Origin of the sequence: Microcoleus sp. Pol7_B2, assembly GCF_036701035.1 — a bacterium.
GTDB lineage: Bacteria > Cyanobacteriota > Cyanobacteriia > Cyanobacteriales > Microcoleaceae > Microcoleus.
In genome coordinates this window covers 18833-45830 of the sequence record NZ_JAUBQB010000047.1, presented here as the reverse complement: position 1 = coordinate 45830, position 26998 = coordinate 18833, and the positions used below count along the sequence as shown (strand labels likewise).

Genomic DNA, 26998 nt, shown 5'->3' with positions numbered 1-26998 from the left:
AATTATGCAGTTTCGTGCTGTTTGCGCCATGCTGGATGCCAAAGCAATTCAGCAGTCGATCGCTTCTCGACCATTTCAGGAGTAATCATACAGTGAGCCACATCCTTGCGAGAAGGTAACTCGTACATCACATCGAGCATTAACTCCTCTAAAATGCTGCGGAGAGCTCTCGCGCCAGTTTTGCGACGATAGGCTTCCTGGGCGATCGCCCGCAGCGCTTCCGGCTGGAATTCCAACTCCACGCTGTCCATCTTCAATAGCTTTTGATACTGCTTCACCAGCGCATTCCGGGGCTCAGTCAATATCTGCATCAAAGCTGCTTCATCCAGCGGCGAAATCACCGTCACCACCGGTATCCGCCCGACAAACTCAGGAATCAAACCAAACTTGACTAAATCGTCTGGCTGTACCTGCTGCAAAATATCAGCCGCCCGCTTGTCTTTCGCCGGCAAAGTCGAGTTGCTGTCGCTTTCTGTTGGCTGAATAAAGCCCAAGGATTTTTTACCCAAACGCTGTTCAACTATTTTTTCCAAACCGACAAAAGCACCGCCACAAATAAATAGAATTTTGCTAGTGTCAACTTGAATAAAATCTTGGTAAGGATGTTTGCGGCCGCCTTGCGGGGGTACGTTAACCACTGTTCCTTCCAACATTTTTAGTAGCGCTTGCTGCACTCCTTCTCCCGATACATCCCTAGTGATCGAAGTGTTTTCGCTTTTGCGAGCAATCTTGTCAATTTCATCAATATAAATAATGCCGCGCTGCGCCGCTTCGACATCAAAATCCGACATTTGCAACAGCCGCAGCAAGATATTTTCTACATCGTCGCCGACATATCCAGCTTCTGTCAGTGTCGTCGCGTCCGCTACCGCAAACGGCACTTCGAGCATTTGCGCCAAACTTTGCGCTAACAAAGTTTTGCCACAACCTGTGGGGCCCACAAGCAGGATGTTGGATTTTTGCAGTTCTACATCGCTGTCAGGGGAAGACTTGTCGCTATCTTTAGCTTGGTCAACGCTCAAGCGCTTGTAGTGGTTGTAAACTGCTACAGAAAGGACTTTTTTTGCTGAATGCTGGCCGATGACGTGGTTGTCTAAATGCTGCTTAATCTCTGTTGGTTTCGGAATTTGAGCTAAAACAATTTTCGATTTATTCGATCGACCCGGGCGCCGCGTTCCTTGTCCCTGAGACTCTCGCACCTCTGATTGGGGAATCTGTTGACCAATTGTTTTACTGGAGTCAAAGAACTCCTCCTCTAAAATTTCATTGCACAGTTCCACGCATTCATCGCAAATGTAGACGCCGGGCCCAGCTATTAACTTGCGGACGTACTCTTGCGACTTGCCGCAAAAGGAGCATCTGAGATGGGAGTCATATTTTGACATATTTGCCTCTTAATTTACGGTTGCGGTTGCTTGTTTCGACTGGGGAAGTTGCCGCGGGAGCGACCTTAGCTTTGCCCTAGAAGGGTTTCCCGATCGGACACCCAAGCCAGTCAAGCTTCGCGATCTCTATTTCTAAGTTAACACTTTTGAGGCTTTAGTCATTAGTCACGAGTCATTCGAGCAAATTTGAATTTTTCATTTTCACTTGAAAATAAAGTGGCGCGGGCTTACCATTTTTTGTATTCCAAAAATTTTCCCGACATAATTATTTTCACTCGATCGCCTTTTGGGTCTGCTTCTTTCTCGACATCCAAACTAAAGTCGATCGCGCTCATAATCCCGTCACCAAATTTTTCGTGAATCACTGCTTTGAGTGGCATCCCGTAAACTTGCATAATTTCATAGAAACGATAAATCAGGGGGTCAACCGGAACCGAGGGTTCCAAAGAACCTTTTAACGGAGGTTCACAGAGAACCGCAGCCGTCTCACTATCTAGTCCTAAAGCCGAGACAATTTTCTCGGCTTCATCTTGTGATGCGGTAGCTTGACGGTAAATAAGCGCGGCAATCCAAACTTCGTCGCGCCCTAAAACTTTTTCCAAATCTGCAAAACTAATTCCCTTAGCTTTTTTAGCCGCCAAAAGCTTTTCTGTAATTCCTGAAATTGCCATTAAATATTCTCCCCTTCACTTCTGTGTCAGATGTGAAATATGTCTCACATTTTGGTAATTTTGTCAATACTAAGTTGAGAAAAAAATCGAATTGATAGCTCGCAACTTCAGCAAAAGTTGGTCTCCTTAACCCCCGCAACTCATACAATTTGAGATTTGAGATTTGAGATGTTAGATTGGCAATGACTGATGACTACCAGGGTTGAGAGCTAGTCAACAGTTGCATTCTTTATTCCAACTGGTATCACAACCGATAAATCCTAAAATAAGTCATAACTGCCCTGTGGCAATGGTACAGTTGGCAGTATATGTAATAAAAGTTACACACGCAAAGGCCTTCGGCATTCGGCAAACGGCTGAATTTTGATCGTGCTAGCCTGAAGCTCAATCCTCGCTCACGCAGCCAAAGCGCCTTTACCACTCAAAACAGGCAATTGACAAAAGTATGGAGATTCAGACCAAAGATTACACGATACAGTACGATCGCGCTACGCAAACAGTCACCTGTAGTGGCTCGTTCCGACTCAGCCAGGTGGAAGAATACGCACCCATCGTCGATCTGCTCAACGAAGTGGCTGACTCCTGCCCAAACACGGTGACTCTAGACTTGCGAAAGCTAGAATTTTTAAATAGTTCTGGAATTAATATTTTCTCAAAATTTGTGATCAAAGTGCGCCAGCAAAAAAATATTCAAATCGCCATCAAAGGTTCTAAACAGATCCCCTGGCAGATAAAATCCCTGAAAAACTTGCAGCGGCTGATGCCTTCCTTGCACTTAGAATTGGAATAATAACGAAAAAGGTAAACAGGAATCCCCGGCTAAGTGCGAGAACCAGGATGAGGGTGGCTGAAGTTAATCGGAATAAGTCATAGTTAAACTAGCACAAAACCATAAAAATCTTCAGAACCGACTAAAAATTACCAATTTTCAATTGCTATGCAGGAAGAACCATCGACAGAACAGCTACTTTTCGACGTTCAGCGGCTGAGTGCGGAACTTGAAAACTTGAAGCGCGAAAAGGTTGACCTAGAACTTTTGCTGGAGACTACCACCGAACATTCAGATACGATGGAAGCTCACTTGCTGAGCAAAGCTCAATTGGCGCTGCGTTCAAGCGAAGAGCAGTTTCGGGCGATCGCCTCGGCAACTCCCGTGCCGATATTAGTTTCTCGCCTCTGTGACGGCTTAATTATGTATGCGAACGCTCAATTGGCTTCTCTCCTGAACATACCCCTAGAAAAATTGATCGGCTGCAGCACTCCAGACTTTTACTTCAACCCCGCCGATCGCCCAAAGGTACTTGAGGCACTTGCTAAAGAGGGATACCTCCAAAACTACGAAATCCACTGCAAAAAATCAGACGGCACCGCTTTCTGGGCGATGATCTCGGTTCAGTCGCTGGTGTTTAACGGGCAGCAGACGGCATTGTGCGCCTTGTACGACCTCACCCAGCGCAAGGAAGCAGAACAAACCCTCCAAGAGAGCGAAAAGCGTCTCCGCCGCCAGAGTTTGGCTTTGTTGCAGCTAGGTAGGCAGAGGACTCTCAACAGCGGTGCGCTGAATGTGGGAATTCGGGAAATTACCGAGGCTGCTGCCCGGACTTTGGATGTGGAAAAAGTCAGCGTCTGGCTTTACAACCATGGAAGATTTGGAACTCGGTACCCCAGCGATCAGCTAAATTTTACCGAGAGAGTTCTCGCCCAGAACCAAACAGAGCCACTCGATACAGAGGCCGCTGCCCCAGAGCAAAACGAGGGGGTGAATCATTCTAAGTTTAAAATGCCCAACCTCAAATTAGTTTGTCTTGACGTGTACGATCGCACCCAGGAGAATCATTTGAGCCGGGAGTGCATATCGGCAAGCGATTTAAATTTATCAATTTTAGATGTTGAAGGCGACGCACCGGGCGAAAATGTGCGATCGGACAATGGTTTAGAACCTACGACAAAGACTCAAAACTCTCTACAAACAAATTTGTCCCACTCATCTTCCCTAGCCGAACATTCCGCTGTGCTGCCAAATGCCAGCAAGCCCAATTCATCCATATTAAATGTAGCAATTAGGCTCGGTGGGCAGATCGTGGGCATCCTCTCTCTCGAACATATCGGCGCGCCCCGCCAGTGGGCTCTGGAGGAACGCACCTTCGCTGATTCTTTGGCAAATTTGGTAGCGCTGGCGATCGAAGGATTTGAGCGCCAGCGGGCTCAGGAAGCACTCTCCAAAGCCAAAGCGCAGCTAGAAATGACCGTCGATCAGCGCACCGCTCAACTCACCGCCGCCAATAAACTGCTCCGCATCGAAATTGCCGAGCGCAAAAGAGCCGAAATAGCCTTGCAAGAAGCCTTACACAAAGCTGAAGCAGCTTCGAGAGCTAAAAGCACTTTTTTAGCCAATATGAGCCACGAGCTGCGGACGCCGCTCAACGCGATTATCGGTTACAGCGAAATGCTACAAGAAGAAGCACGAGAATCGGGACTCGAAGAGATCATTCCCGATACCCAAAAAATTTATAACGCCGGCAAACACTTGCTGACTTTAATTAACGATATTCTCGACCTTTCTAAGATAGAAGCTGGTCGGATGGAGCTTTATTTAGAAAAATTTGACCTTAGTAATTTAATAGAAGAAGTCGTTGCAACTTTGCACCCTTTGGTCGAAAAAAATCACAATCAATTGCAAGTTTCTTGCTCTGAAAATTTGGGAGTGATGTATGCAGATTTGACTAAAGTCCGGCAAATTCTGTTCAATTTGCTCTCGAATGCCCTGAAGTTTACCGAAGGTGGAACGGTGCTGTTGAGCGCGACTCGCGAACCAGCCGGCGACAGCGATTGGGTTTATTTGCAGGTATCTGATACGGGGATTGGAATGTCGGCAGAACAGCAGCAGGGTTTATTTCAACCTTTTATTCAAGGGGACGCTTCAACTACTCGCAAGTACGGTGGCACCGGTTTAGGATTGGCCATTAGCCGCTTGTTTTGCCAGATGATGGGCGGCGATATCACTGTTGAGAGTGTGTTGGATGTTGGCTCTACTTTTACTGTTCATTTAAAGACAAAAGTTGATATTAGTTAGAAGCAAATTGGGCAACTAGCAATGTAGGGGATGTAACGGATTTAATGGGTGGGGGTTTTGCCAGGAATTGTGTAGGGGATTTAACGGATTTAACGGATGGCAAAAGATGGAATAATTCCCCCATTACCCATTCTCCCATTACCAATTACTCATTACCAATTACCCATTCCCTTTTTTATTGTGACACCGATCGCGATCAACCTCTGTTTTCGATCACACAGTAGCCTTTTTTTTCAGCCTAGAATACCTATATTATTCCAAGATTGTCCTGCAGGCACGATAGGGGGCCTCGCTGCATTCACAAGTCCCACCTCAACCTAATTAAGGCGGTGGGGGGTTGCTTCCAGAAAGGCAATTTGGTAAAAGTAATGCTATGGTCGCGAAGCAGTAGAAGGCAAAATTTAACAGGAAATCAGGAAGTTTCTAAAGTCTCTGGACGCAGAAACACAATTCTGCTTTTTGCCTTCATACTGCTTCTACGGGCGAGATAGCACTGCTGCTGAAAGCAATGCACAATTTCTCAGAATCAAAGGAGTGCATCTACATGATTAAACCTTGCAGTCAACCGCTAAAAATAAACCCTTTTACTTGTTATCGCGATCCGGCTACAGGCAGGTGGACTACTGTAGTTACAAGTGTTCCAAACACTTGCGAAACAGACTCTAGTTTAAAAGCAGAAGCCGAAGGCGAAAACGAAGGTAAAGCAGAAAGGATCGTTTCTGCTTCGCCTGCTGTCTCGGTGTCGAAAAAAGTCCTTTCTTTCTCCCTGCCTCCATTTAAACACCGTGCCAAAAAATCTGCTGTTAGTGTCAGCAGGTAGATATCGCAGGGGTCTAATCTAGTTTCCACGGTTAGTCCCCGACGATCGTCAAACCAAACAAAACAAACTTATCCATAGCTTAAACTGTCAAAAAGCGATATACTGGCAGCAAACTTTCTCCTTCAATATCCGTGAAGTATTTGCTCGATCGCTGCCTCCACTTTGTATGGACAGACCGACCAATTCGCCAGCGGGGAACAGTCATCATTGGTATTCCCATGATTTTTCTGTTTGCTTCGCTGCTAGCAATTGCAGCCCTCCGGGATAGTGCCATACAGATAAGAAAGCGAGGAGATACTAATAAGGCAATACTTCAGGAAACTAACCGCATGATAACCCTGGTGGTGGATGCGGAAACGAGCGTTAGGGGTTATGGCTTGACAAAGCGCCGCGAATTTCTATCACCCTACTTAGAAGCAAAGAAGAGTTTGCCTCCGCTGCTGGCTAAACTCAACGTTTTGGCTCAAGAAAACAAACTGCAAGCTCAGCGATTTGAAGAAATTAAAAAAAGTACCGAACAGCATATAAATTTCTTGCAAAACACTTTGAATAAGCTGGACAGTTCGGCAATAAGGATGCAGTCGCCGGAAATAATTGAGGTGTTCACTCAAGGCAAATTGAGGAGGGAGAACCTGCGCGCAAAAATTAATGTGTTTGCTAATGCCGGCGAAGCCTACCAGAAAAGTCTAGATCGGCAATTAGGGGAGTTGGTAGATTTCATTAATTTTGTGCAAGTTGCGGGTTTACTTTCCGGCTGTTTGGGTGCAGGGGCTTCCTGGTATTTATTTGATAGTTTAGAGAAGGAATTGAGCAAGCGGGAAGCTGGCTTGGAAGAAAGTAAAAGTCGCATTCAAGCTGTGGTAGACAATGCCGCTGACGGGATTATTACTTTGGACGCACAGGGAAATATTGAGTCTTTTAATAGGGCAGCAGAAAAGATTTTTGGCGAGAAAGCCGATCGAATAATTGGCTCTAACCTGCGGCGGCTGATAGCTCAACCGCTACCGCACAGCAGCGTGGGGGATTATTCAATCGAATATTTTGTGTTACATCCCGATACTACGCTGAAGACTTACCAGCAAGAAACAGTTGGAGTTCGCCACGACGGAACGAAGTTTCCGATGGAGTTAGCTGTCAGCGAAATGCGTCTGGCAAATCAACACTTGTTTATTGCGATTTGCCGCGATGCCAGAGGACGGAAACAAGCCGAGGAAACTCTGCGAAAGCAAGCGCAAATTCTGGATTTGGCAAACGATACGATCGCGGTACTAGACTTGAACGGGGCGATTTCTTATTGGAATTCGGGGGCAAAGTGGCTCTACGGCTGGCGGAAGTCGCAAGCAATAGGAAAAAATATTCACAAGCTTTTACAAACAGAATGGACCCAACCTTTTGAGGTAATTCAAAAAGTATTTTTCGAGCATGGTTCTTGGCAAGGAGAACTGGTGCGAACCAAGAAAGACGGCACAAAAATAACGGTGGCAAGCCGATGGACTTTGCAGCATGACGATCAAAATCAACCAGTGGCTATTTTAGAAATCAGCAACGATATTAGCGATCGCAAACGCTCAGAAATTGCTTTGGCCCAAAGCGCGCAGCGGTTTCGCGCTACTTTTGAGCAGGCGGCAGTCGGCATGGTTCAAGCCAGTGTGGAAGGCAAATTTCTGTTAGTCAATCAAAAACTTTGCGAAATTTTGGGCTACAGCCGCAAAGAATTGGGGGAGAAAAGATTTCAGGACATTACTTGGCCCGGAGATTGGGCAAGCGAACAGGAACTTTTGCGCCAATTGTTAGCAGGAGAAATTGAAAATTTCTCTCTGGAAAAGCGCTACATCCGCAACGACGGAGAGTTGGTGTGGGCAAACTTAACGGTTTCGCTGCTGCGAGAACAAGATGGCAGTCAATTTCTGATGGGTGTGGTAGAAGATATTAGGGATCGCAAACAAGTGGAGGAATCGCTGCGGTTGCGCGCTCAAGAATTGAGGTTGACAGCCCAAAGTCTGGCTCAAACGACGAATGTTTTAAGAAAGCGGAATCAAGAATTAGACCAGTTTGCTTATGTAGTTTCTCACGATTTGAAAGCGCCGCTCAGGGCGATCGCAAATCTCAGCAGTTGGATAGAAGAAGACCTCAGCGAGTCGATGACAGAGGATACTCTGCACCAAATGAACCTGCTGCGCGGCAGAGTTCACAGGATGGAAGGTTTAATTGAGGGACTGCTGCAATATTCGCGCGTCGGACGGATTCAAGTGCCTTCAGAAATGGTAAAAGTTGAGAATTTATTAGCAGAAATTATTGATTCGTTGGCGCCGCCATCTGAATTTGAGGTGAAAGTGGAACCGGGAATGCCAGCTTTTGTGACCGAAAAATTGCCGCTACAGCAGGTTTTTTCTAATTTAATTAGCAACGCAATTAAGCACAACCGAGCTGAATCGGGTCATGTAAAAATATCCGTTAAAGAGTTAGATGATTTTTACGAGTTTTCTGTAGAGGATGACGGGCCGGGGATTGCTCCTCAATATCACGAGAAAGTTTTTGTGATTTTTCAGACCTTGGAAGCTCGCGATAAAGTAGAAAATACTGGGATTGGTTTGTCGCTGGTGAAAAAAATTGTCGAAGGTCAAGGGGGCAGTATTTCCCTCGAATCTGCTGAAGGTGAGGGAGCAACTTTTCGGTTTACTTGGCCGAAGCAACCTATTAGCCAAGACGGAAAATAACACTACTCACGGCGATCCAAAGAGTAAATGTAGGGTGCACCCGGACTACCAAGAACCAGATAGCGACTGTTTAAACTGCATCACAACGGATTTCTATGATAAATCCATCAGGATCGTAAAAGTAAATGCCACGTCCTGTAGCGCGAGTGACGGGGCCGCTGTCGATCGCAATTTGATTTGACTTTAGCACTTCCAAAGCGCGATCGAACAAAGCCGGATCGATATCGAAGGCTAAGTGGTTGGCGCGGGTAAAAGCTTTCTCCGGGTCTGGGTTTGGCGGTTCTAAGTCGGGCTGCCAAAATAAGTCAATAACAGTGCCGTCTGGGGTAACGAAATTAGCAACTTTACCAGCGACTACCATTTCTGTTAAAGTTGCGGGAATTTCTGCACCTGTTAGTTCGTGGAGGCCGAGAATTGTACCGTAGAAGTGGCGGGAAGATTTCATGTCGCGCACGTTTAAAGCGATATGGTGAACGCGGCGCAAATTCCCCGGCGCGAGGACAATTTTGACGTTGTTTTCGGTAGTTTGCATGATTGTCAATTGCGAATGTTCAAATTGAATGCAGTTTGATTTATTCAGAGGGTGTCCTGTAAAATAAGCATTTTAAGTTGGTAGTGAGGACTGCTGCCATCCGATTTCTAGGAAGACTTCAGTCCTCACTACCAAAACTTTTATTCGAGTTGTGCGATCGCACATACTATCCATTAGTATTATTATTTTTCTTTAGGAAAGGACGCCATGCCTACAAATAACATGACTATACCGCCTGCAAGAATTGCGAAAGCAAGTACACCTACAACTAAATCTAATCCCGATGTATTTTCCATTAAATTAAACCGTTCTCCAATTAAATACAATCATCGGTATTTGTTCATGGTTGAGTGCTTGCACACAATGGGGAAGATCGCCAGAAAAAAATTAGCTCTTAACTTCTTAGAAAAAAAGCCTATTAATTTCTTCCGTCTTCCCTAAACATCCATCCCTTAAATCCGTTAAATTCTGTACACTGCTTATTTGCCGAACTTCTTATTTTGCCAATTCTCGCTCAATAGCAGCGATTAGTTCGGGCGAATCGGGGCCAACACTGCTGCGGAATCTGGCAACCACTTCACCCTGTTTGCTAACTAAGAATTTCTCAAAATTCCAGGAAACCTCACCCTTGGGCTCGACTGCATTCGTAAGCTTAGCGTACAGCGGGTGCTGCTGAGTGCCTTTAGCGCGTACTTTGTCAAATAATTCAAAGCTGACGCCGTATTTTGTAGTACAGAAATTGACGATTTCTGGATTACTTCCGGGTTCTTGACCTCCGAAGTCGTTACAGGGAAATCCTAAAACGCGGAGTCCAGCCGCGCTGTACTTCTGGCTCAATTCTTCGAGCCCTTTGTATTGAGGTGTATAACCACATTGGGAAGCTACATTAACTATCAAGAGTACCTGGCCAGCGTACTCTCCTAGCTGCTTGTCTTCGCCTGCGATCGTTTTTACTTTAATGTCGGAGATTGTGCTGGGCATTTTCAAATACTTTTAAATTTGACCACCACAATTTTACCGCAATTCGCTACAATTTTGTCGAGAGGTCGATCGCTAAAAATTTCAATATCCCGGTCGGGGCGGGTTGACGGATCTCGCGCTTATATTATAGATATGGATAGATATGGGTGAACCCGCCACTACCAAAATTACGGTTAATTTACCGAACACGATCTTAGTAGATGGCGGTGAACTTTCTCCCCAGCACGACTCGCCACAGTCCGCTCTTAGATTTAAGTTTCTCGTTAATAGGTAAAATCTACACCGAAAAGGACGAATGTTTTAACTATCTGAGTGGTGTTCAGTCATCCATTTTTGGTAAGTATCCTCAAGCTGCTTGTCTTCCAGAACGAGTTCTAGACGGACTTTAACGCAACCGTGACGGGGTTGAGAGGCGATCGAATTTAAGATCCTGCTAGCTTTCTGGACAGAGGTAAATTCAGCCTTAACTGTCGGTTCTTGGCGATCGCTCTTAATCTCCGTCAAATCTATACCGGTGATGTTTCCCTCACCTAAATCTATTTCTGCCAACACCTTCGGATCGTCGCCGACTTGTTCGACAATCAGCTTTTCCCACTGGATGGGGACTTGTACCATCCGAGTTTCAATTTCTTTACGCACTATGACTTCGCCGACTTTGCGCTTGCTGCGATTGATCACCAATCGTTCTTCTAGCAGGCGAATTACTTCTTGATCGACAATATCAAAGTTTTCCTCATCCTCATCTGTCTCCAAATTTGGATCTGTGAGCTCGGCATCTGTTAGATTTGACATAACTGTTGAGGGATTTTTTAACTCACTGTTGCTAAATTCACTATGCGCTTCAGAGGCATTTTCTAAATACGGATGCGCGCCATTAGCCGACACTATCGGCAGCAGATCGACTTGATCCGAATTAATAGTTACAAACAGCGCTTTTTGGTGGTAATCAACTTTTTGGAGCAGCTTAATACTTAATAAAAAAGTGCGGGGGTTTTCGCTACCCAACCCTGTCACCACAAAGTTTAACTGACCTTTAGCATCAAAATAGACATCTTTAACTTTGCCTACTAAGTGACCTTTGTTGTCTTTGACGGTAAAACTTTTTAGCTTAGTTCTGACTTTTTCAGGCACCCGGTTGAGACGGGTTATTGATTTTGCAGTTTCTATCTTTTCTGCTGATGCTTGACCGTTCATTTTTTAAACTTTCCTGCTTAGGGATTTTTATTATGAATTGGTAAGGGGAAATTGGTAAAGGCGGGGAAAGTGCATAAACGTTGCCAAAACCAGACAAGTTTTGTACCCCCCCCGCCGCTCACATAGGAATTGCACGATCGCTACCAATCCAATCAAACCTGCGCGGTGACAGAATTATGTCATTAAGGCGCAATTCCTATGCAATAGCTGTTGCGGTTGGTTTAGAGCTTGTTATTTTTATTATCTACAACCGCAGTTCCATCAGTCTTAACGTCTAATTCTTCACGACGCAAGGTTTCTTCGCCCTCAACCGTGCTGCGAACAACTTCTTTTCTGACGTTGACTTCTTCCCGGACGAAAGCTTCCTTGTGAATGTCGGCCGTTTCTTCGTAGACTTCCATGCGTGCAACTTCCCCTGATTGGAAGTCAGCCTCACCGACTGAAACTACTCGACCCGCTTCTACCGGGGTTACTCGATCGATTACAACTCGTTCTTTTTCAATGGGTACTGAAGCTCGCGCTGTTTCAGTTTCCACGCGCTTGCCCACTGCTACTTCGCCTGTTTTTGCGCGGTGTTTGTTGGCAATCAAGCGTTCTTCATAAAGCTTGAGATTTTGGTGCTGCTGTTCGTTGGTTTCGTAGAGAGGGCGGTCGATATCGTAGTTGTAGCTGCTACGATCGTAGCTAGCAGGAGTTGCAGTGGCAGCGGCAGTTCCTTGATTGCGGTAGACGCCTCTTACCTGTTCTTCGCGATCGTAATCTACTGCTTCTAAATCATTGTAAGCAGGCAATTGTTCTGCTTGAGCTTTGTTGCGAAGGCCTGTGGCGTGGACGCGACGGGCTCCGTAGTCGAAGCGGGCCGAGCCGATTGGCAGCAATACTTTTTTGCCAAAAATCCAAATACCGGTATCAATTACCAGATAGCGGAAACGACCAGTGTCATCAACCAAAGCATCATAAACTGTACCTACTTTTTCATCAGAGTCGCCAGCATAAACATCAAATCCCTTGATGTCGTCTCCAGCAAAGATTTCTTCCTGATAGTTAGGGTAAAATTCTGCTAATCTTTGAAGTGCCATGTGTTTTTTCCTCTTTGCTCTACTTAAATTAATAGTAGAAATTAATTCGCCAACTTCCCTCTCCCTAAAGTCAGAAGTGTATAATTTAGGTTGTTTAATACTATAGGAATACTACGGCATCTCTGCTTCTGTGCTAGCGCGCTCAGCTATTTTAAAGATTGTAAAACTCTACAATCGTCAATCTTATAACAAGTATTAAAACTCAAAGCCAACCGTAGGAACACGGCATTGCTGTGTCCTCCTCCCTCTGCAGGAGACTCCTTTGTGGTGTGCCTATTGTTAATAATTGTTAACTAGGTGGTGACAAATCAGCATTACATAGTAATAGACAAAAATTAAAGCCCCTCATCTTGCAGGAGAGGGGCTTCGGGAAAGTTAGAAATTTTAAGTTCAGAGTTGATTGAATTGAGTTCTGATAGCTTCTATCCGACTGCGGTTAACTCCCAAATCCGACTGTCCCAGACGCGAAGCCGATCGCACATGGATGACTTTTGCTTCATCATCTACCAAAAATTCAACGTCATCAACAAACCCCATCAAAGCACTGGTGAACTCCGCATACAGGTAATTATCAGTTGCCGTGATAATTTTAGTTTTTCCATAGGACTCGATCGCCCCTTTGAGCTTTACCATCGCTTCACTCTGGGACGAAGTGTATGCCAAAGGCTCAATTTTGTGTTCGGCATCTTGACTGAAGCTGCTGACGCAGTTGGGAGAACTCGGACACGCTGCGAGTTTTCCTGACTGAATCCCGATATTGGCAGGTCTTGTTCCAGCAAACATTGTTTTTTCTCCGGGTATAGCGATAAAAGTAGCGATCGACAGTACCGCTACTGCTAGTAGTGATATTAAAATAACCACGACTTTTTTCCATGCTGTCGGCGATTTTGTTTCAACTGTTTGCAAAGGATTAGCCCTCCTGAAAGTATAAATGCGGTCTACTTTTCATATTAATTGAAATTTACATCAAAACATTAAAAAGATTTTTTTTGTTCTTCAATTAACCAGTAAGTCAGCATTTTTCCTTTACCTTTAATCGGGATATGACCCCGTTCTTCCAAAACAAACTGCTCTTTCAAACGCTCGTAAGTCGCCGCCGTCACTTGAATTTTACCAGGCAATCCGTTAGATTCCATGCGTGAAGCAACATTAACAGTATCACCCCACAAATCATAGCTAAATTTACTAATCCCAATAATGCCAGCCACCACCGAACCGCTGTGAATTCCGAGCCTCAATTGAAAATTTTCTCCCATTTTGGCATTAAACCTCTTCAAAGCTGCCTGCATCTCCAAAGCTAAAAGTGCGATCGCCTCAGAATGATCCTCCCGCGGCGTCGGCAAACCCCCAACCACCATGTAAGCATCCCCAATCGTCTTAATCTTTTCCAAACCGTGCAATTCAGACAACCTATCGAACTCCGAGAAAATCCCGTTCAAAATTTCTACCAACTGCGTCGGACTTTTGTGAGCCGAAAACTCTGTAAAACCCACCAAATCAGCAAATAAGACGCTCACATCATCAAAATGATCCGCTATCAACTTTTGCTCTTTTTGCAAGCGATCTGCAATAGGTTTCGGTAAAATATTCAGCAGCAATTTCTCGGTTTGTCCTTGCTGCACTTTCAGCGCTGCTTCAGCTTGTTTCCGCTGAATCAACGAACCTAGCTGCGTAGCAACCGCGCTGACTAATTCCAACAAGCGCGGCTGACATTTCAGAACTTTTTCGCGATAGAAAATCAAAATAGCTAACACTTGGTTGTCCGCCACAATGGGCACCCCAAAAGCCGCTTTCAATCCCACACTCACCGCAATTTCCGCTCGTAAAAAAACTTGTTCCGGTGCAGTAGAAACATCATCGATCCATTCAGACTGCTGCGACTGCCAAATCCTGCCTGGGAGTCCCACACCGGGAGCAAAAATCAACTGCCAACTTGTTTGTCGGAATTGGGCCAACTTCAAGTCGCTGACGTACCTGCCTGTAGCGCATTTTAAAAAGCCCTCACTGGCAGGAATCCAAGCTTCGCCCAGATTCCATTCAATAGTTTCGCAAATTAAACCTAAAATCACATCTATAGCCGACTCAAAATCCTCCGATTTGCTAATAGCTTGAGTTGCCTGCAGCAGCAATCTTGTTTCCATTTCCACCTGGTGGCGTTCAGCGATTTCCTGGTGTAACTGGATATTTTGAGCGGTCAATTTTTGATTTTTTTCTTGCAATTGTATTTGCAATGAACGCACAGTAAGTTGATTGCTCACTCGTGCCAATACTTCTTTCACTTGAAAAGGTTTGGTGATATAATCTGCTCCGCCAACTTCAAAAGCTTTTGCTTTATTTATTCCTTCTTCTAGCGCGCTGAGAAAAATAATTGGAATTTCCCTAAATTCCGATTGTGATTTTAATTTTTTACATAGTTCGTAGCCGTCAATATCCGGCATCATAATATCGAGTAAAATCAAATCGGGTGGGCTGGATTGAATTGCATCTAACGCCGAAAAACCATTAGTAACTGGTCGAACTTTATAGCCATTTTTTTGCAAAATTCTAATCACCAAACGCAGATTATCTGGCGTATCGTCAACTACTAAAATATCTGCTTGATCGTTTTCAGTTTGTTCCGCCTTCATCTGCATTATCTGATTCCTCCGCCTCGGCAATTAAATTGAGAATTTTCTGGTAATCAAAATTATCGAGATGACCCTGGAGGATTTCCGCCAATTCAGGATGAGGCTCCCTTATTTCGTCGATTGTCCTGACAATTAAGTCAAAATCAGCACTGCGGATTACCTGCTTTATGTTGTCTCTCCATTCTGCGGGAAGTGTAGGTAAATAAGCAAGCGCAGCATTAGGGAGCGAACCCGATAAATTATTGCGATCGCCTGTTGAGATAAAGTCCATTGAGTTAGAGTAGACATACTTCACCCCCAAATGTTTGCTGAGGGTATCAAATATATCTGTTTTGCGGAAAGGTTTGCTAATAAAATCGTCGCAGCCGACTAATAAAGCAAACGATCGCTTTCCTTCAATTGTACTAGCTGTCAAAGCAATAATCTTCGGAATCGGGCAGTCGGCGTGGGAAATATTCATTTCCCCATTTCCTTGCTGCTCTTGCTCTCTCTGCTTGATTCTAGCCTTAATTTGTTTAGTAGCTTCGTAGCCGTCCATCACTGGCATTCGCACATCCATCAAAATTAAATGCGGATGCCAATTTTGCCACATTTCTATTGCTTCCTGGCCGTTGGTGGCTTGTTCCACCGCGAAACCTAAAGGAGAAAGCATTTTGACTAAAAGTTGGCGGTTGTCTTCGCGATCGTCCACAATTAAAATCCGGTAGCACGGTTGATTGGGTTCCAACCCACTAACTTGGCGGTTAAGTTGCGGATCTGGAATATCGGCCGCATAAACCGCACCGACTGGAATTTCAAATTTAAAAGTGGTGCCGAGTTCCAGTTGACTTTCTACGAGAATTTCTCCTCCCATCAGGCGGACAAATTGACGGCTAATCTTCAATCCTAAACCCGTACCTTTATGATTTTTTTTACCGGAATCGGTTTGCACAAAAGCCTTAAAAATATTGCCCAATTCTTCCGGAGCAATGCCAACTCCTGTATCTTCTATTTCAAACAGAAGGAAAAAAGTCGGCACAGTTGACTCCTCAGCCTCATCCCTCCATATAACCTTTGCAAAATCACTGCTAGTTTTCGCAAAATCCCGAATACTTCTTGTGGTATCAAAGCAAGCTGTGGGACTATCAAATAAATCCAGAGATGCAGATTTTTCTAATTTTATAACTCTTAAGATGATTTCGCCTGTTTCCGTAAACTTAATCGCATTACTCAGAAGATTAATCAGCACTTGCCGCAGTTTAATATCATCGGTTCGCACGTACTGAGGAACGTCAGCATCGCGCTGGAAACGCAACTGCAACTCTTGATTCTCTATCCGCAGTTGAAACATATCTTGCAAATCGTCAAGCAAGCGGTAGAGGTCGAAGTTTTTCGGGTTGAGCGTCATCCGCCCCGCTTCGATTTTTGACAAGTCTAAAACTTCATTGATCAAGGTCAGCAAGTGTTCGCCACTACGCCGAATAATTCTCATATTTTCTCGGTTTTCGACAGTAAGATCCGGGCTGGGTTCCATGATTTGTGCAAAGCCGAGTATAGAATTGAGAGGGGTGCGTAACTCGTGGCTCATATTGGCCAGAAAGGTGCTTTTAGCTCTGTTTGCTGCTTCAGCAGCTAATGCGGCTTGTTGCAGTTGTTCTGTGCGTTCGTCAATTTTGGCTTCTAAGGTGTGGTGGTATTCTGCTAGTATTTTTTCGGCTTGTTTGCGATCGCTAATATCTTGAAAAGCTGCGATCGCATAAACAATATTTCCGCTAGCGTCAAAAATCGGCGTGGTATTGATCTCGATCGCAATTCTTTTGCCATCTTGACGGATTTCTACATCGTCAACCTTGACAGATTCTCCTTTCAGTGACCGCAAAATTGGCAGATTATCCGGCGGGTACAGCTCATCAGTATTGGCAACATAAAGTTGATAAGTGGCAGCTAATTGTTCCGCAGTGCTTTCCGGGATAGTGTCTGCACCCAGCAAATCCCGCGCTGCCTGGTTGAAATAGGCGATCGAGCCATCTGGATGATAAACAGATACCCCCACTGGCAAAGCTTCTAAAAATTGACTCAGGCGGCTTTCACTCGCAGACAGCGCCTCATTTACTAGCTTTAACTCCTCGTTTGCTTCTTGGCGCTTATGAATTTCATCTGTTAGCTTTTGATCTTGCAAATAACTGTGAACCGCTTCTACTACGGTTAATTTTAAGTCTTCATTTTGCCAAGGTTTAGGAATATAACGGTACAATTTAGCATACTTGATAGCATTACTCAGGGCTTCCAAATCTGCTTGCCCCGTTAGCATTATGGTCAGCGTCTCCGGCGAGCTTTCGTGAATTCTTCTGAGCAGTTCATCCCCTTTAATATCCGGCATGATATAATCGGAAAGCACCAAAGCAATCTCGTATTCATCTGCCTGCAAATCGGCCAGCAACTCTAAAGCATCAGCCCCCCCTTCAGCGGTTTCAATTATACACCGATCGCCGATCGCCTTTTTCAGTTCAATCTTTAAACTATTCAAAACGTCAGGTTCATCATCAATACAAACAATCACAGGTTTTTTCATAACTTAGCCAGCCCAGATTTTATAATCTCTATTAAGTCTTTGCTTTGCCAGGGTTTGTACAAACAACAGTATAAATCTGCTTCTTCTAATGCCCGCTGAACTGCCCCTGCATCTGCTTGTCCAGTCAACATCACTTTAATAATTTTAGGATATTTTTGGTGAACTTTAATTAAAAGTTCGTCACCTTTAATTCCCGGCATCAGCCAATCAGAAACAACCACAATCACCTGAGCTTTTTCTTGAAATTCTTCCAGTAAATCTAAAGCTTCATCACCACTTTCAGCTAATTCATAAAAGTAATCATTTTTAAATTCCTTTTTGAGCTGCATCTTGAGAGTATTCAAGATATCCGGTTCATCATCAACACAAAGAATTATAGGCTTATCCATCTTTTCTTCTCTGCTTAAATTTTAGTATGTTTACTGACATGACTTGCTCTTACATTATTGATTTCGGGCAAGGATGCAGGATATCTGTCCCCTATCTTATTTTAATAGGACTTCCCAAGATCAACCCGGTTTCTTGTAATAAATCTTGTATTTGTCAGCGAGACAGCGCCGAGTGTCACCGGGAATCAGCCCCCGGCAGGTAAGTTTTGTTTAATAAATAGGCAGCGAGACTGTAAAAGTTGTCTGCCCCGGTACAGAATCTACAGCAATTGTGCCTTCGTGTTTTTCCACAATTTTTCTCACAATATCCAATCCCAAACCGCTACCTTCGCCCGCAGATTTAGTCGTAAAAAACGGCTGAAAAATTTTGGGAATAACTTCGGAGGGAATACCTTTGCCGTTATCAGTAAACTTGAGGAAAATAGTTGCCTCTTGCTGCCGAGTTTCAATCGTCAAAATACCTTTATAATCCATTGCTTGCAGGGCATTATGAACCAGATTAGTCCAAACTTGATTTAAGTCATCAGGATAGCACATAATTTGGGGTAAATCTCCATAGTTTTTAACTACTTCTATACCGTGTTTCAGTTGATTTTGATAAAGGGTTAATACCGTTTCAATGCCATCGTGCAAGTCCGCCTGGACTTTTTCTAGTTTGCTATCAAAATGAGCGTAGGTTTTTAAGGCAAATACTACTTTCCCAGACTTCGCTGTTGCTCTTTGGATCAGGCTAATACTTTTTTTAAAGCTCGCAAACTGGTAAGCACTATTTAAAACTACTTCCCAATCGGGGGATTTAAAAAGCGGCAAGAACTCTTCTATTTTTTCGTAGATTTCCATGTCAACTAAAGTATCCGCAATTTCCTCGGCGTTTTCAACAGATTCTGCCATCAAATCCGCCGTCAACTGCTGCTTAAATTTGCGTTTTTCTCTGCTTGTGAATAAAACTTCTTGATGGGTGGCTCTGTACAGTAAAGCTAAAAAATAAGCTTTGCTCTCGGCAGAAAGTTGTTGATAAATTTCAGGAAATTTTTCTAAGAACTCGTCGGAAAAGTTAGCTATATTATGAATAGAGGAACCTATAATGCCCAGGGGGGTATTGATTTCGTGGGCAATGCCGGCAATAAGTTGTCCCAGAGCTGCCATTTTTTCCGATTGAATCAAATGCTCTTGGGTGGCTTGCAGTTGGTGCAGCGCCGATGCTAAATCTTGATTTTTCTCTTGCAAAGTTTGTTGCAGCGAACAAATTTTTAAATGAGTTTCTATGCGGGCTAAAACTTCTTCAACATGAAACGGTTTAGTAATAAAGTCAACTCCGCCAACTGCAAAAGCTTTAACTTTATCCAGCACGTCATTAATCGCACTAATAAAAATAACAGGAATGTCTTTTGTAATTTCCGAAGCTTTGAGTTGCTGACAAACTTGATAGCCGTCCATTTCCGGCATCATAATATCCAACAGCACTATATCTGGGGGTATTTTTTGAGCTGCAGACAATGCTAGCTTGCCATTGGGTACGGGGCGAACTTGATAGCCTTTTTCGCTCAAAATTCCGGCCAGCAGCCGCAGGTTTTCTGGCGTATCGTCCACTACTAAAATATTAGCTCGATTGGTTATAGGTAAAGTTGAAGTCATCGGGTATTTACTGTTTTTCGCTGATATCGATTATGTTCAAAATTCTGTCATATTCAAAATTATTAATGCAATCTTGAAGCTTGCCCGCGAGAGAGGGATTGACAGTGCCGATTTGTGCGATCGAAGTCGCGATCGCCTCCATGTCCACACTCAAAATACTTTGCTTAAATTGGGCCATCCAGTCTGGAGAAAGAGAGGCAAAAGCCTCCGGTGTCAGCACCTCCTGACTTGACTCCTCTACACCTGCGGCACTTACTGCGGTTGGATCTTCATAAATATAGCGTACTCCTAAATGTTTTCCCATTGCCACAAAGATATCCTCCTCGCGGAACGGTTTCCGCATAAAATCATCGCAACCCGCCGAAAGAATCACCGCCCGTTCTTCCTCCAAAACGCTAGCAGTTAGGGCCACAATCGCCGTTGCTTGCCCGCCAGTTGTAGTTTTAATCTGTTTCGTTGCCTCATAGCCGTCCATGACAGGCATTCTCATGTCCATCCAAATCAGATGCGGTTCCCACTCCATAAAAATATCAACCGCTTCTTTACCGTTATTTGCTTCTCTCAACTCAAATCCGAGTGGACTGAGAAGTTTTACTAACAGTTGGCGATTCAAAGGTTTGTCGTCCACAATTAGCAAGCGATAACTCGGCTGATTCGGTTCGAGGGCAACAACTCGACGTTGAGTTTTTTTGCTTTCAATATCACTAGCTTCAACCAGATAAACTTGGATGTCAAACTGAAACAATGCACCCTTTCCGATGTCGCTGCTAACAGTAATTTCACCTCCCATTAATTGCACGAACTGACGGCTAATAGCTAAACCTAAACCCGTTCCTTCCTGAGAATCTTTCCCGGTTTTCGTCTGCACAAATGCTTCAAACAACTGATGGATTTCCTCAGCAGCAATGCCTGCACCAGTATCTTGAACTTCAAAATGCAGCCAGTAGCGGCCGGGCAATTGGTCAGTGCTGTTTTTATGTATATTCTGCCTTCCTCCTTTGACTTGCACCGACACTCCCCCTTCTGAGGTAAATTTAATCGCATTATTGAGCAAATTAATTAAGACTTGCCGCAATTTAACTTCATCAGTACAAATGTAATGGGGAACTTCTGCGTCTGTGTCGAAGATTAATTGCAAACCTTTTTGCTCAGCTTTGAGAGCAAACATATCTTCTAAATCGTCGATTAGTTGGTACAAATCGAAGCTTTTTGCATTAAGAGTCGTGCGTCCGGCTTCGATTTTTGACAAGTCTAAGACTTGGTTAATTAAAGCCAGTAAATGTTCGCCACTCCGCAGGATAATTCCGACATTTTCTTGATTTTCCTGAGACAACTTTTGACTGCGGATCAGGACTTGAGCAAAGCCGATGACCGCGTTCAGGGGCGATCGCAATTCGTGGCTCATATTGGCGAGAAAGGTACTCTTAGCTTTGTTTGCTGCTTCGGCCGCTTCTTTCGCCTGCTGCATTTTGATTTCCGCTTGTTTGTTATCAGTAATGTCTTTAATAAAACCTTCGTAGTAAAGTAAATTTCCTGCTTCATCGCAGACAGCGCGACAATTTTCCGAAATCCAGATTATGCTGCCATCTTTGCGGTAAATTTCCGATTCAAAGTTTGATAGTATGCCGTACTCGTTGATCAGCGCTGCAAATTCGTCGCGGCGGTTGGGTTTCACGTAAAGCTGATTATTGAAATTCGGCTGTGCTGCTATTAAATCTGCAGGCGAGTCGTAACCGTAGATGTTAGCTAAAGCGGGGTTAGCACTGATGTATTTCCCGTCAACAGCAGTTTGAAAAATTCCATTCAAAGCATTTTCATAAATGTTGCGGTACTTTTCTTCGGCTTCCCGGAGGGCAGTTTCTGCTTTTTGGCGATCGGTAATATCGCTAGACATCGACAAAAAACAAGCTTCTCCGTCAATATCGATGGTTTCTATAGACAGCAGTGCCGTTCTTTCTGTACCATTTTTATTGCGAAACCTCAGCTCATAATTGTGAATTGCTGTCTTGTCTTTTAACATTTTAATCATGCGGTCACGCTCTTTCAAACTCGCCCAAAAGTTGAGTTCAACCGCTGTTTTACCGATAATTTCTTCCTGGGTGTAGCCCATCATCCGGCAAAAACTATCATTAACTTCTAGATGACAACCGTCACGAATTCTTGTAATTGTAATCGCATTCGGGCTCGAACGAAAAGCTTTAGAAAACTTTTCCTTTGCCTTAGCAAGATCTGCGGTGCGTTCGGCAACTTGCACTGCTAAATTTTGGTTGTATGCTCTTAATAATTTCTCCGCTATTTTTCGTTTCGTAATATTTTGAAAAGCGCACATTCCGTAAATAATATTTCCTTGGGAGTCGTAAATAGGAGTACCCCAAACTTGCAGGGGAACAGTTTTGTTATTGGAGAAGATTTCAATGTCATCAACAGTTACACTTTTGCCCTGCAAAGCATTTAAAATTGGGTCGCGTTCCGCCGGGTAAATTTCCTGAGTCCCAGCTAAATAAACTCTGTATAATTGGCGCAATTCTTCGGCATCTGCTGCCACAATTCCTTGAGATAAAAGTTTTTCTCCTGTAGGGTTAATGTAGTGAGGTTGACCATTTGGCTCTGCAATAAAAATCCCTAGCGGTACTGCATTGAGAAATTGTTTGAGTCGGCTTTCGCTTTCTGAGAGGGAAGTAAATGAATGCTGCAATTGCTCTGCCATGCTGTTAAAAGCAGTGGCAAGTTCTCCGAGTTCGTCTTCGCGATTTAGAGTGAGCTTTGTATCCCATTTATTCCGCGCCAAAGCTTTCGCCGCCGCATTCAATCTTAAAATCGGTTGAACAACCCATTTAGCAGTAAGAATCCCCAGGATTGTCGCTCCCATCAAAGCTGCAAGCGACAGTAAAAAAGTCGTGCGCGTGTTGAGGTTAATTTGCTCCATAAAGTCAGACTCGGGTACAACTACTACAATCAGCCAATCCAACCCTCGATCGTCTTTAAAAGGAGCTACCTGAATAAAATTTCGCTTGCGGTCAACATCAAAAGTAAGCTGTTGAGAATTATTGATTTTAGCTAAGCTGTCGTAGTGTTTATCTAAATGCTGTGCCGTTTGTCTAATTACCGGATTGTCGCTTTCTGAAGCTTTGATGCGTCTTGTTTCTTTACCTTCCACCACAAATTCTGCACTCGCCGTTGAAGTGGCAATTAACATCCCCGATCGCTCCATGACAAAAGTTTGTCCCGATTTGCCAATTTTGAGGCTGACGAGAAATTCTTTGATTCGAGAAAACAGCAAATCGCTGCCAGCTACGCCTAACAATTTGCCAGCGTCATCGTAGATAGGCAAAGCAGCAGTAATTGCCAGTTCCCTTGTCAAAAAATCTGTATAGATTGGAGTCCAAATTGGTTTTTTAGCCGCAGCGGCAGCTATGTACCAAGGGCGAGTTCGCGGGTCGTAGATATTGGGTGAAATTTGCACTAATTGAAGGCGGTTTCCCTGAGAATCCGCAGTATATCGAGCTAATTTATTGCCCGTAGAGCTGTCAGCAGCCGATATCAAAATCCTATCTTTAGTGCGGATTGCTCCCGAATGTTCTCCATTTTCTTTACCTGTGTAAATGATGCTGATCGAATCAAAATATTGAATTTGTTCTAGGAAATGATGTTCTAGTTTTTGGTTGTCTTCTAGGTTCAACTGCCCCAATTTTATGCCTTGAACGTTCAGGTGATTGACAATGTGGGGAATTGACATATAATTTTCCATGCGGTCTTTGATGCGATCGCTAATTTCTCCCCGCAACTGAGCGGCTACCTCGTTGACTGCCCGCTGACCGTTTTGGAAAGATAGCCAACCTACAACTCCTACCGTGCCGACAATTTGCACTAAAAAGGGAACTACGAGCACCGTTTGTAATGGAGCTTTGCCGATAAATTTTGTAGCAAAACGATTGAGGGGTTTAGGAAACATATTCATCCTAAGAGGAATTGGGCATTGGGCATTGGGAATTGGGCATTGGTAATTGTTGGGAGTTTTGAGTGTAAATTATGTTCCCTTTGCCCTTCTTTTTCTCCTTATGCTGTAGTTTACTGACGACAGTACCGTCAATCAATTTATATCAAAATAGCGTATTTCTACTCGGAGTTTTTTCGTAACTACTGATACAGCTCATTGGGCGCGATCGACCTAAGTCGAAATCATCTGATCTATTGCACCATTCTCAATTACTTATTTAGGAACAGGCAAGATGCCTGTTCCACAAGAGATGAATTTTATTGTGGAACAGGCATCTTGCCTGTTCCACAACAAGTACATTTTATTGTGGGGTGGGCAGGAGAACCCGCCCAGGGAAGGGTTATTGAGAATGGTGCAACATCTCAGTTTGAACAAACAGTAGCTAACAAGCACACACCCCAAAAATCTTTATTTACCTGCGGTTCAACTCCATCCTTTCGCCGTAACGTAACAGCATATCCAAACTCTCCAAACGATTTTGCCAAGTTTGCACCTGATAGCTATTTTCGACAGAATGCAAGCGCATCGAAGATTGAAATTGAGCTTGAAAACCCCTTAACAATCTTTTAGCAGTGGCTAAACTTTCCGTAGAAGGATTTGCCGCCAAGTTGCTCAAAGCTTGCGCCAATTCATCGGCTCGACTTTGCAAAACTTTTAGTTCAGATTCCGACACCCGCAACTGATTGTTAGCCAACAAAAAACTCCATTCCTGCTTGAGAGCAGTATACCGCGAAGCCGCCGCCGCAAACGGCTGTCGGTAAGGAATCGGCTCCGCAGCAGAAGTGGAACGCACTGGCGTGCCTTGAGTGCGGTTAAAAAACCCCTGCATCCCGCTGCTGATACTTTCCACCGCAAAAATAGCATAGCCCCCTGTCGGCAAATCGCGCAAAGCTTGAATTTGGTCGATCGCCACCACTTCCGGGAGACTCAACAACTTAACCGACGGAGAAATCAAAGCCGAACCCAGAATTTGTTCCTTTACCAACGGTTCCGTAATGCGCTGAAGTCGGTTCGTATCCAAAGCATAAGTCATCGGCACAATCAAATCTACAATGCCCTGACGAGCCCAAACTTCCCAATTTTGTTGAATTTTGTAAATACGCTGACTTTCCGGGTGCGGAAACACCGCCACCGACAGAATTGTTCGCGGATAATTCTGCCGCAAAAGCTGAGAAACTTCAGCTACAAAACTATTAATTTGATTAGTTTTAAACTCAACCCACTGCCGCCACAAACTGCCGTCCCTGGGGGAAATATTCACCGGATCTGCACCAGTCAACTGCCTAAATTGCTGCCTCGCCGCAATACCGTAACCGTAAGTAAAATTCGCATTGTCATCTTGAAAAGGATAGCGAATATAGTCTAATTGCACCCCATCTACTTTGTAGTTGTTGGCAATTTCGCTGACAATTCGCAGCAAATAATTACGCGCTTCCGGGTTCGCCGGATCGATATAAAATTTACCATCGTTAGGATTTTGCGTGCGTCCTTTATTGTCAAGATTTGCCCACTGTGGATGAGAGGAAAGTACCGGCCCGGGATAAGAAGTAGGCTGGCCAATTAAAGTATTGTGGCGCTTATTTCCTGTAGCAAAAACCCAAACCCAAGCGTGCAGTTCCATGCCTCGCTCGTGAGCTAATTTAACCGCAGATGCCAGCGGGTCCCAGCCAACTGTTAGGGGATTTTGTTGCTGTGCAACTTGACTGGGATAAATCGTATATCCGGCATTCAAAGTTTCAAAGAAAACGGTATTGATACCGGCGGCGGCGAGCCGATCGAACACTGCGGCCAAACCCTGTTCCGATCGCGCTGCGACGATCGTCCCGCGATCGAGCCAAACCGCCCGAATTTCCGCCCCAACGCGCTGTCCTTCCTTCGGGTAATTTTGCCACAGCAACTGCCGCGCTTCCACCCACTGCTTTCTAGCCTCCGCGTAGTTTTGCTGTTGCAGGAGTTGGTCAAAAGTTTGCAAAACCTGCCGCGCTTGGGCGATCGCTCCCGTCCTGCTCGCTTGCAGAATAGTCAAGCGACTTGCTGCCGGGCCGCCGCCCCCTTGTTCTGCCGCCACCAGTTGAGGGGTGTTAGCAGCATTGAGATTGACGGCGGTATTGGCTGAATTAGATGCTGTCAGGGCGCTTTCAAAACGGCCGAGGAGGTTAGTGAGTTCTTGGCGCATCAAGTACGCTTCAATGCTGACGATCGGCTTATTGGAATTTGCCTGCACGTCCAAACCCGGCGGCGCCGACTGATCCGAAGGGTCTGTAAAAGTTGCAGGAACTGGATCGGGAACCGAGCCAGAGGGAGAAAGTCGGCTCAGCGGGGTAGTACGCGGCGAATTAGGGCTGTTTCTAGTGACTCGGGAGGGGGGAGTTGGCAGCGGTGTCGCGGCGGCAGGCGGCGGCGCAGAGGGCTGCGAAGCGATCGTGCCTCCCCAGCGGGCGATCGAGGCTTGCAGCCAAGCCTTATCTACATTTGCCGAACCGTCGCTACCCCAGCGCCAGCCGAGGTAGGTAGCGCGATCCGTGGCGATGGCTGCGGAGGAACCGGAACTATCTTTCCAAGTAGCAATAGTTTGACTGTTCGCATCAGCCGGAATCAAGACACCGCCTTGAACAGAAGCATTTTGTTGTGCAGTCGGCACCCAATTGCTAGAAGTAGTGCAAGCAAGATCCCGACAGCGGTTGCGCGGTTGTGGAGTAGCCGGCTGGGTTAACGGAAAAGCCCAATAGGCCCCGAGGAGCGATCGCAAAGATTGGCGCACCAAGGCCGGAGAACTGCGGCCGACGGGGCCCGAAGCAATCAAGCGGCCGCCCTGGGAGGCCCAAGCTTCTAAAACTTTAATTTGCGCCGGACTCAAAGTTTCAATATTGGGCAAAAACAGCACGTTAACGCCTGCTAAATCCGCCACATTTTTGATTTCTTCGAGATTGATTGGTTTGTAAGCAATGCCACTTTCCCAGAGGCGCGTCGTAATCTTCACCCAGTCGGGAGAATTCTCGGAACTGCGAACAACGCCCAGAACTACTTCTGCGAAACTCGGAGAGGGAAATAGGATGAAGAGATTTAGTAATGTACTCGCTAGAGTTCCAATTAAGACTCTTTGCAAGAAAGTGAAAAAGCGATTTTTTTTAGCCTGGGAGCAGGCATCAGGCATTTGATGAGGCTTTTTGATTTGTTGCATCATAAATATGAGAATTACCCAGCGCACTGCTAGACAAAAATTCAATAACAATTAAGAGCGATCGATCCGCACCATACAATTTTCTATCCTGCCCTGCAACCTGAATCAGGAAAAAGTGCGATCGAGCGATTTTAGATTTTAGATTTTAGATTTTGGATTTTAGATT

General features: G+C 44.8%; 17 protein-coding genes. 3 read left to right on the top strand and 14 right to left on the bottom strand.

The features are described 5' to 3' along the window. Nucleotides 1-2: 2 nt before the first annotated feature. Both clpX and cynS read right to left on the bottom strand, forming a co-directional pair. Nucleotides 3-1385, bottom strand: a complete 1383-nt coding sequence (gene clpX / locus QUA57_RS17915; RefSeq protein WP_190662461.1) for an ATP-dependent protease ATP-binding subunit ClpX — start codon at nt 1383-1385, stop codon at nt 3-5. Nucleotides 1386-1612: 227 nt separating this feature from the next. Beyond that, complete coding sequence (gene cynS / locus QUA57_RS17910) at nt 1613-2056, bottom strand: cyanase (RefSeq protein ID WP_333037104.1); 444 nt, start codon at nt 2054-2056, stop codon at nt 1613-1615. Between the two features lie 445 nt (nt 2057-2501). Between cynS and QUA57_RS17905 the strand changes: the two genes are divergently transcribed. Beyond that, complete coding sequence (locus QUA57_RS17905) at nt 2502-2846, top strand: slr1659 superfamily regulator (RefSeq protein ID WP_333037105.1); 345 nt, start codon at nt 2502-2504, stop codon at nt 2844-2846. Between the two features lie 147 nt (nt 2847-2993). Beyond that, nucleotides 2994-5129, top strand: coding sequence for an ATP-binding protein (locus tag QUA57_RS17900; protein WP_333062581.1), 2136 nt, complete (start codon nt 2994-2996; stop codon nt 5127-5129). A gap of 591 nt (nt 5130-5720) precedes the next feature. On the opposite strand, the gene QUA57_RS17895 is transcribed toward QUA57_RS17900, so the two are convergent. Further along, nucleotides 5721-5978, bottom strand: coding sequence for a hypothetical protein (locus QUA57_RS17895; protein ID WP_333062580.1), 258 nt, complete (start codon nt 5976-5978; stop codon nt 5721-5723). Between the two features lie 102 nt (nt 5979-6080). Here QUA57_RS17895 and QUA57_RS17890 point away from each other — a divergent pair, with 102 nt between their 5' ends. Beyond that, nucleotides 6081-8666 (top strand): PAS domain S-box protein, encoded by a 2586-nt coding sequence (locus QUA57_RS17890; protein WP_333062579.1) that lies wholly within the window; start codon nt 6081-6083, stop codon nt 8664-8666. A 70-nt stretch (nt 8667-8736) separates the two neighbouring features. Here QUA57_RS17890 and QUA57_RS17885 read toward each other — a convergent pair whose 3' ends face one another. The 11 genes from QUA57_RS17885 to QUA57_RS17835 form a co-directional block, all read right to left on the bottom strand. Beyond that, entirely contained in the window at nt 8737-9198 is a 462-nt protein-coding gene (locus QUA57_RS17885; RefSeq protein ID WP_333062577.1) for a VOC family protein, read from the bottom strand. A 495-nt stretch (nt 9199-9693) separates the two neighbouring features. Beyond that, entirely contained in the window at nt 9694-10179 is a 486-nt protein-coding gene (locus QUA57_RS17880; protein WP_333062575.1) for a glutathione peroxidase, read from the bottom strand. Between the two features lie 300 nt (nt 10180-10479). Further along, nucleotides 10480-11373: a DUF2382 domain-containing protein gene (locus QUA57_RS17875; protein ID WP_333062573.1), complete on the bottom strand. Its 894-nt coding sequence runs from the start codon at nt 11371-11373 to the stop codon at nt 10480-10482. Nucleotides 11374-11594: 221 nt separating this feature from the next. After that, a complete protein-coding gene (locus QUA57_RS17870) occupies nt 11595-12452 on the bottom strand; it encodes a DUF2382 domain-containing protein (protein WP_333062571.1) in 858 nt (285 codons plus the stop codon). 390 nt (nt 12453-12842) lie between these two features. Next, the gene (locus tag QUA57_RS17865; RefSeq protein ID WP_333062569.1) at nt 12843-13358 is read right to left on the bottom strand and encodes a DUF1499 domain-containing protein; all 516 of its coding nucleotides are present in this window, start codon (nt 13356-13358) and stop codon (nt 12843-12845) included. 68 nt (nt 13359-13426) lie between these two features. After that, nucleotides 13427-15085 (bottom strand): adenylate/guanylate cyclase domain-containing protein, encoded by a 1659-nt coding sequence (locus QUA57_RS17860; protein ID WP_333062567.1) that lies wholly within the window; start codon nt 15083-15085, stop codon nt 13427-13429. Beyond that, nucleotides 15060-17630: a response regulator gene (locus QUA57_RS17855; protein ID WP_333062566.1), complete on the bottom strand. Its 2571-nt coding sequence runs from the start codon at nt 17628-17630 to the stop codon at nt 15060-15062. The genes QUA57_RS17860 and QUA57_RS17855 overlap by 26 nt, the downstream gene beginning before the upstream one ends. Then, a complete protein-coding gene (locus QUA57_RS17850) occupies nt 17627-18019 on the bottom strand; it encodes a response regulator (protein WP_333062564.1) in 393 nt (130 codons plus the stop codon). The genes QUA57_RS17855 and QUA57_RS17850 overlap by 4 nt, the downstream gene beginning before the upstream one ends. A 210-nt stretch (nt 18020-18229) precedes the next feature. After that, nucleotides 18230-19654 (bottom strand): response regulator, encoded by a 1425-nt coding sequence (locus tag QUA57_RS17845; protein WP_333062562.1) that lies wholly within the window; start codon nt 19652-19654, stop codon nt 18230-18232. A 7-nt stretch (nt 19655-19661) separates the two neighbouring features. Beyond that, a complete protein-coding gene (locus QUA57_RS17840; protein WP_333062561.1) occupies nt 19662-23606 on the bottom strand; it encodes a PAS domain S-box protein in 3945 nt (1314 codons plus the stop codon). A gap of 457 nt (nt 23607-24063) precedes the next feature. Then, a complete protein-coding gene (locus QUA57_RS17835) occupies nt 24064-26805 on the bottom strand; it encodes a family 10 glycosylhydrolase (protein WP_445304488.1) in 2742 nt (913 codons plus the stop codon). Between the last annotated feature and the right edge of the window lie 193 nt (nt 26806-26998).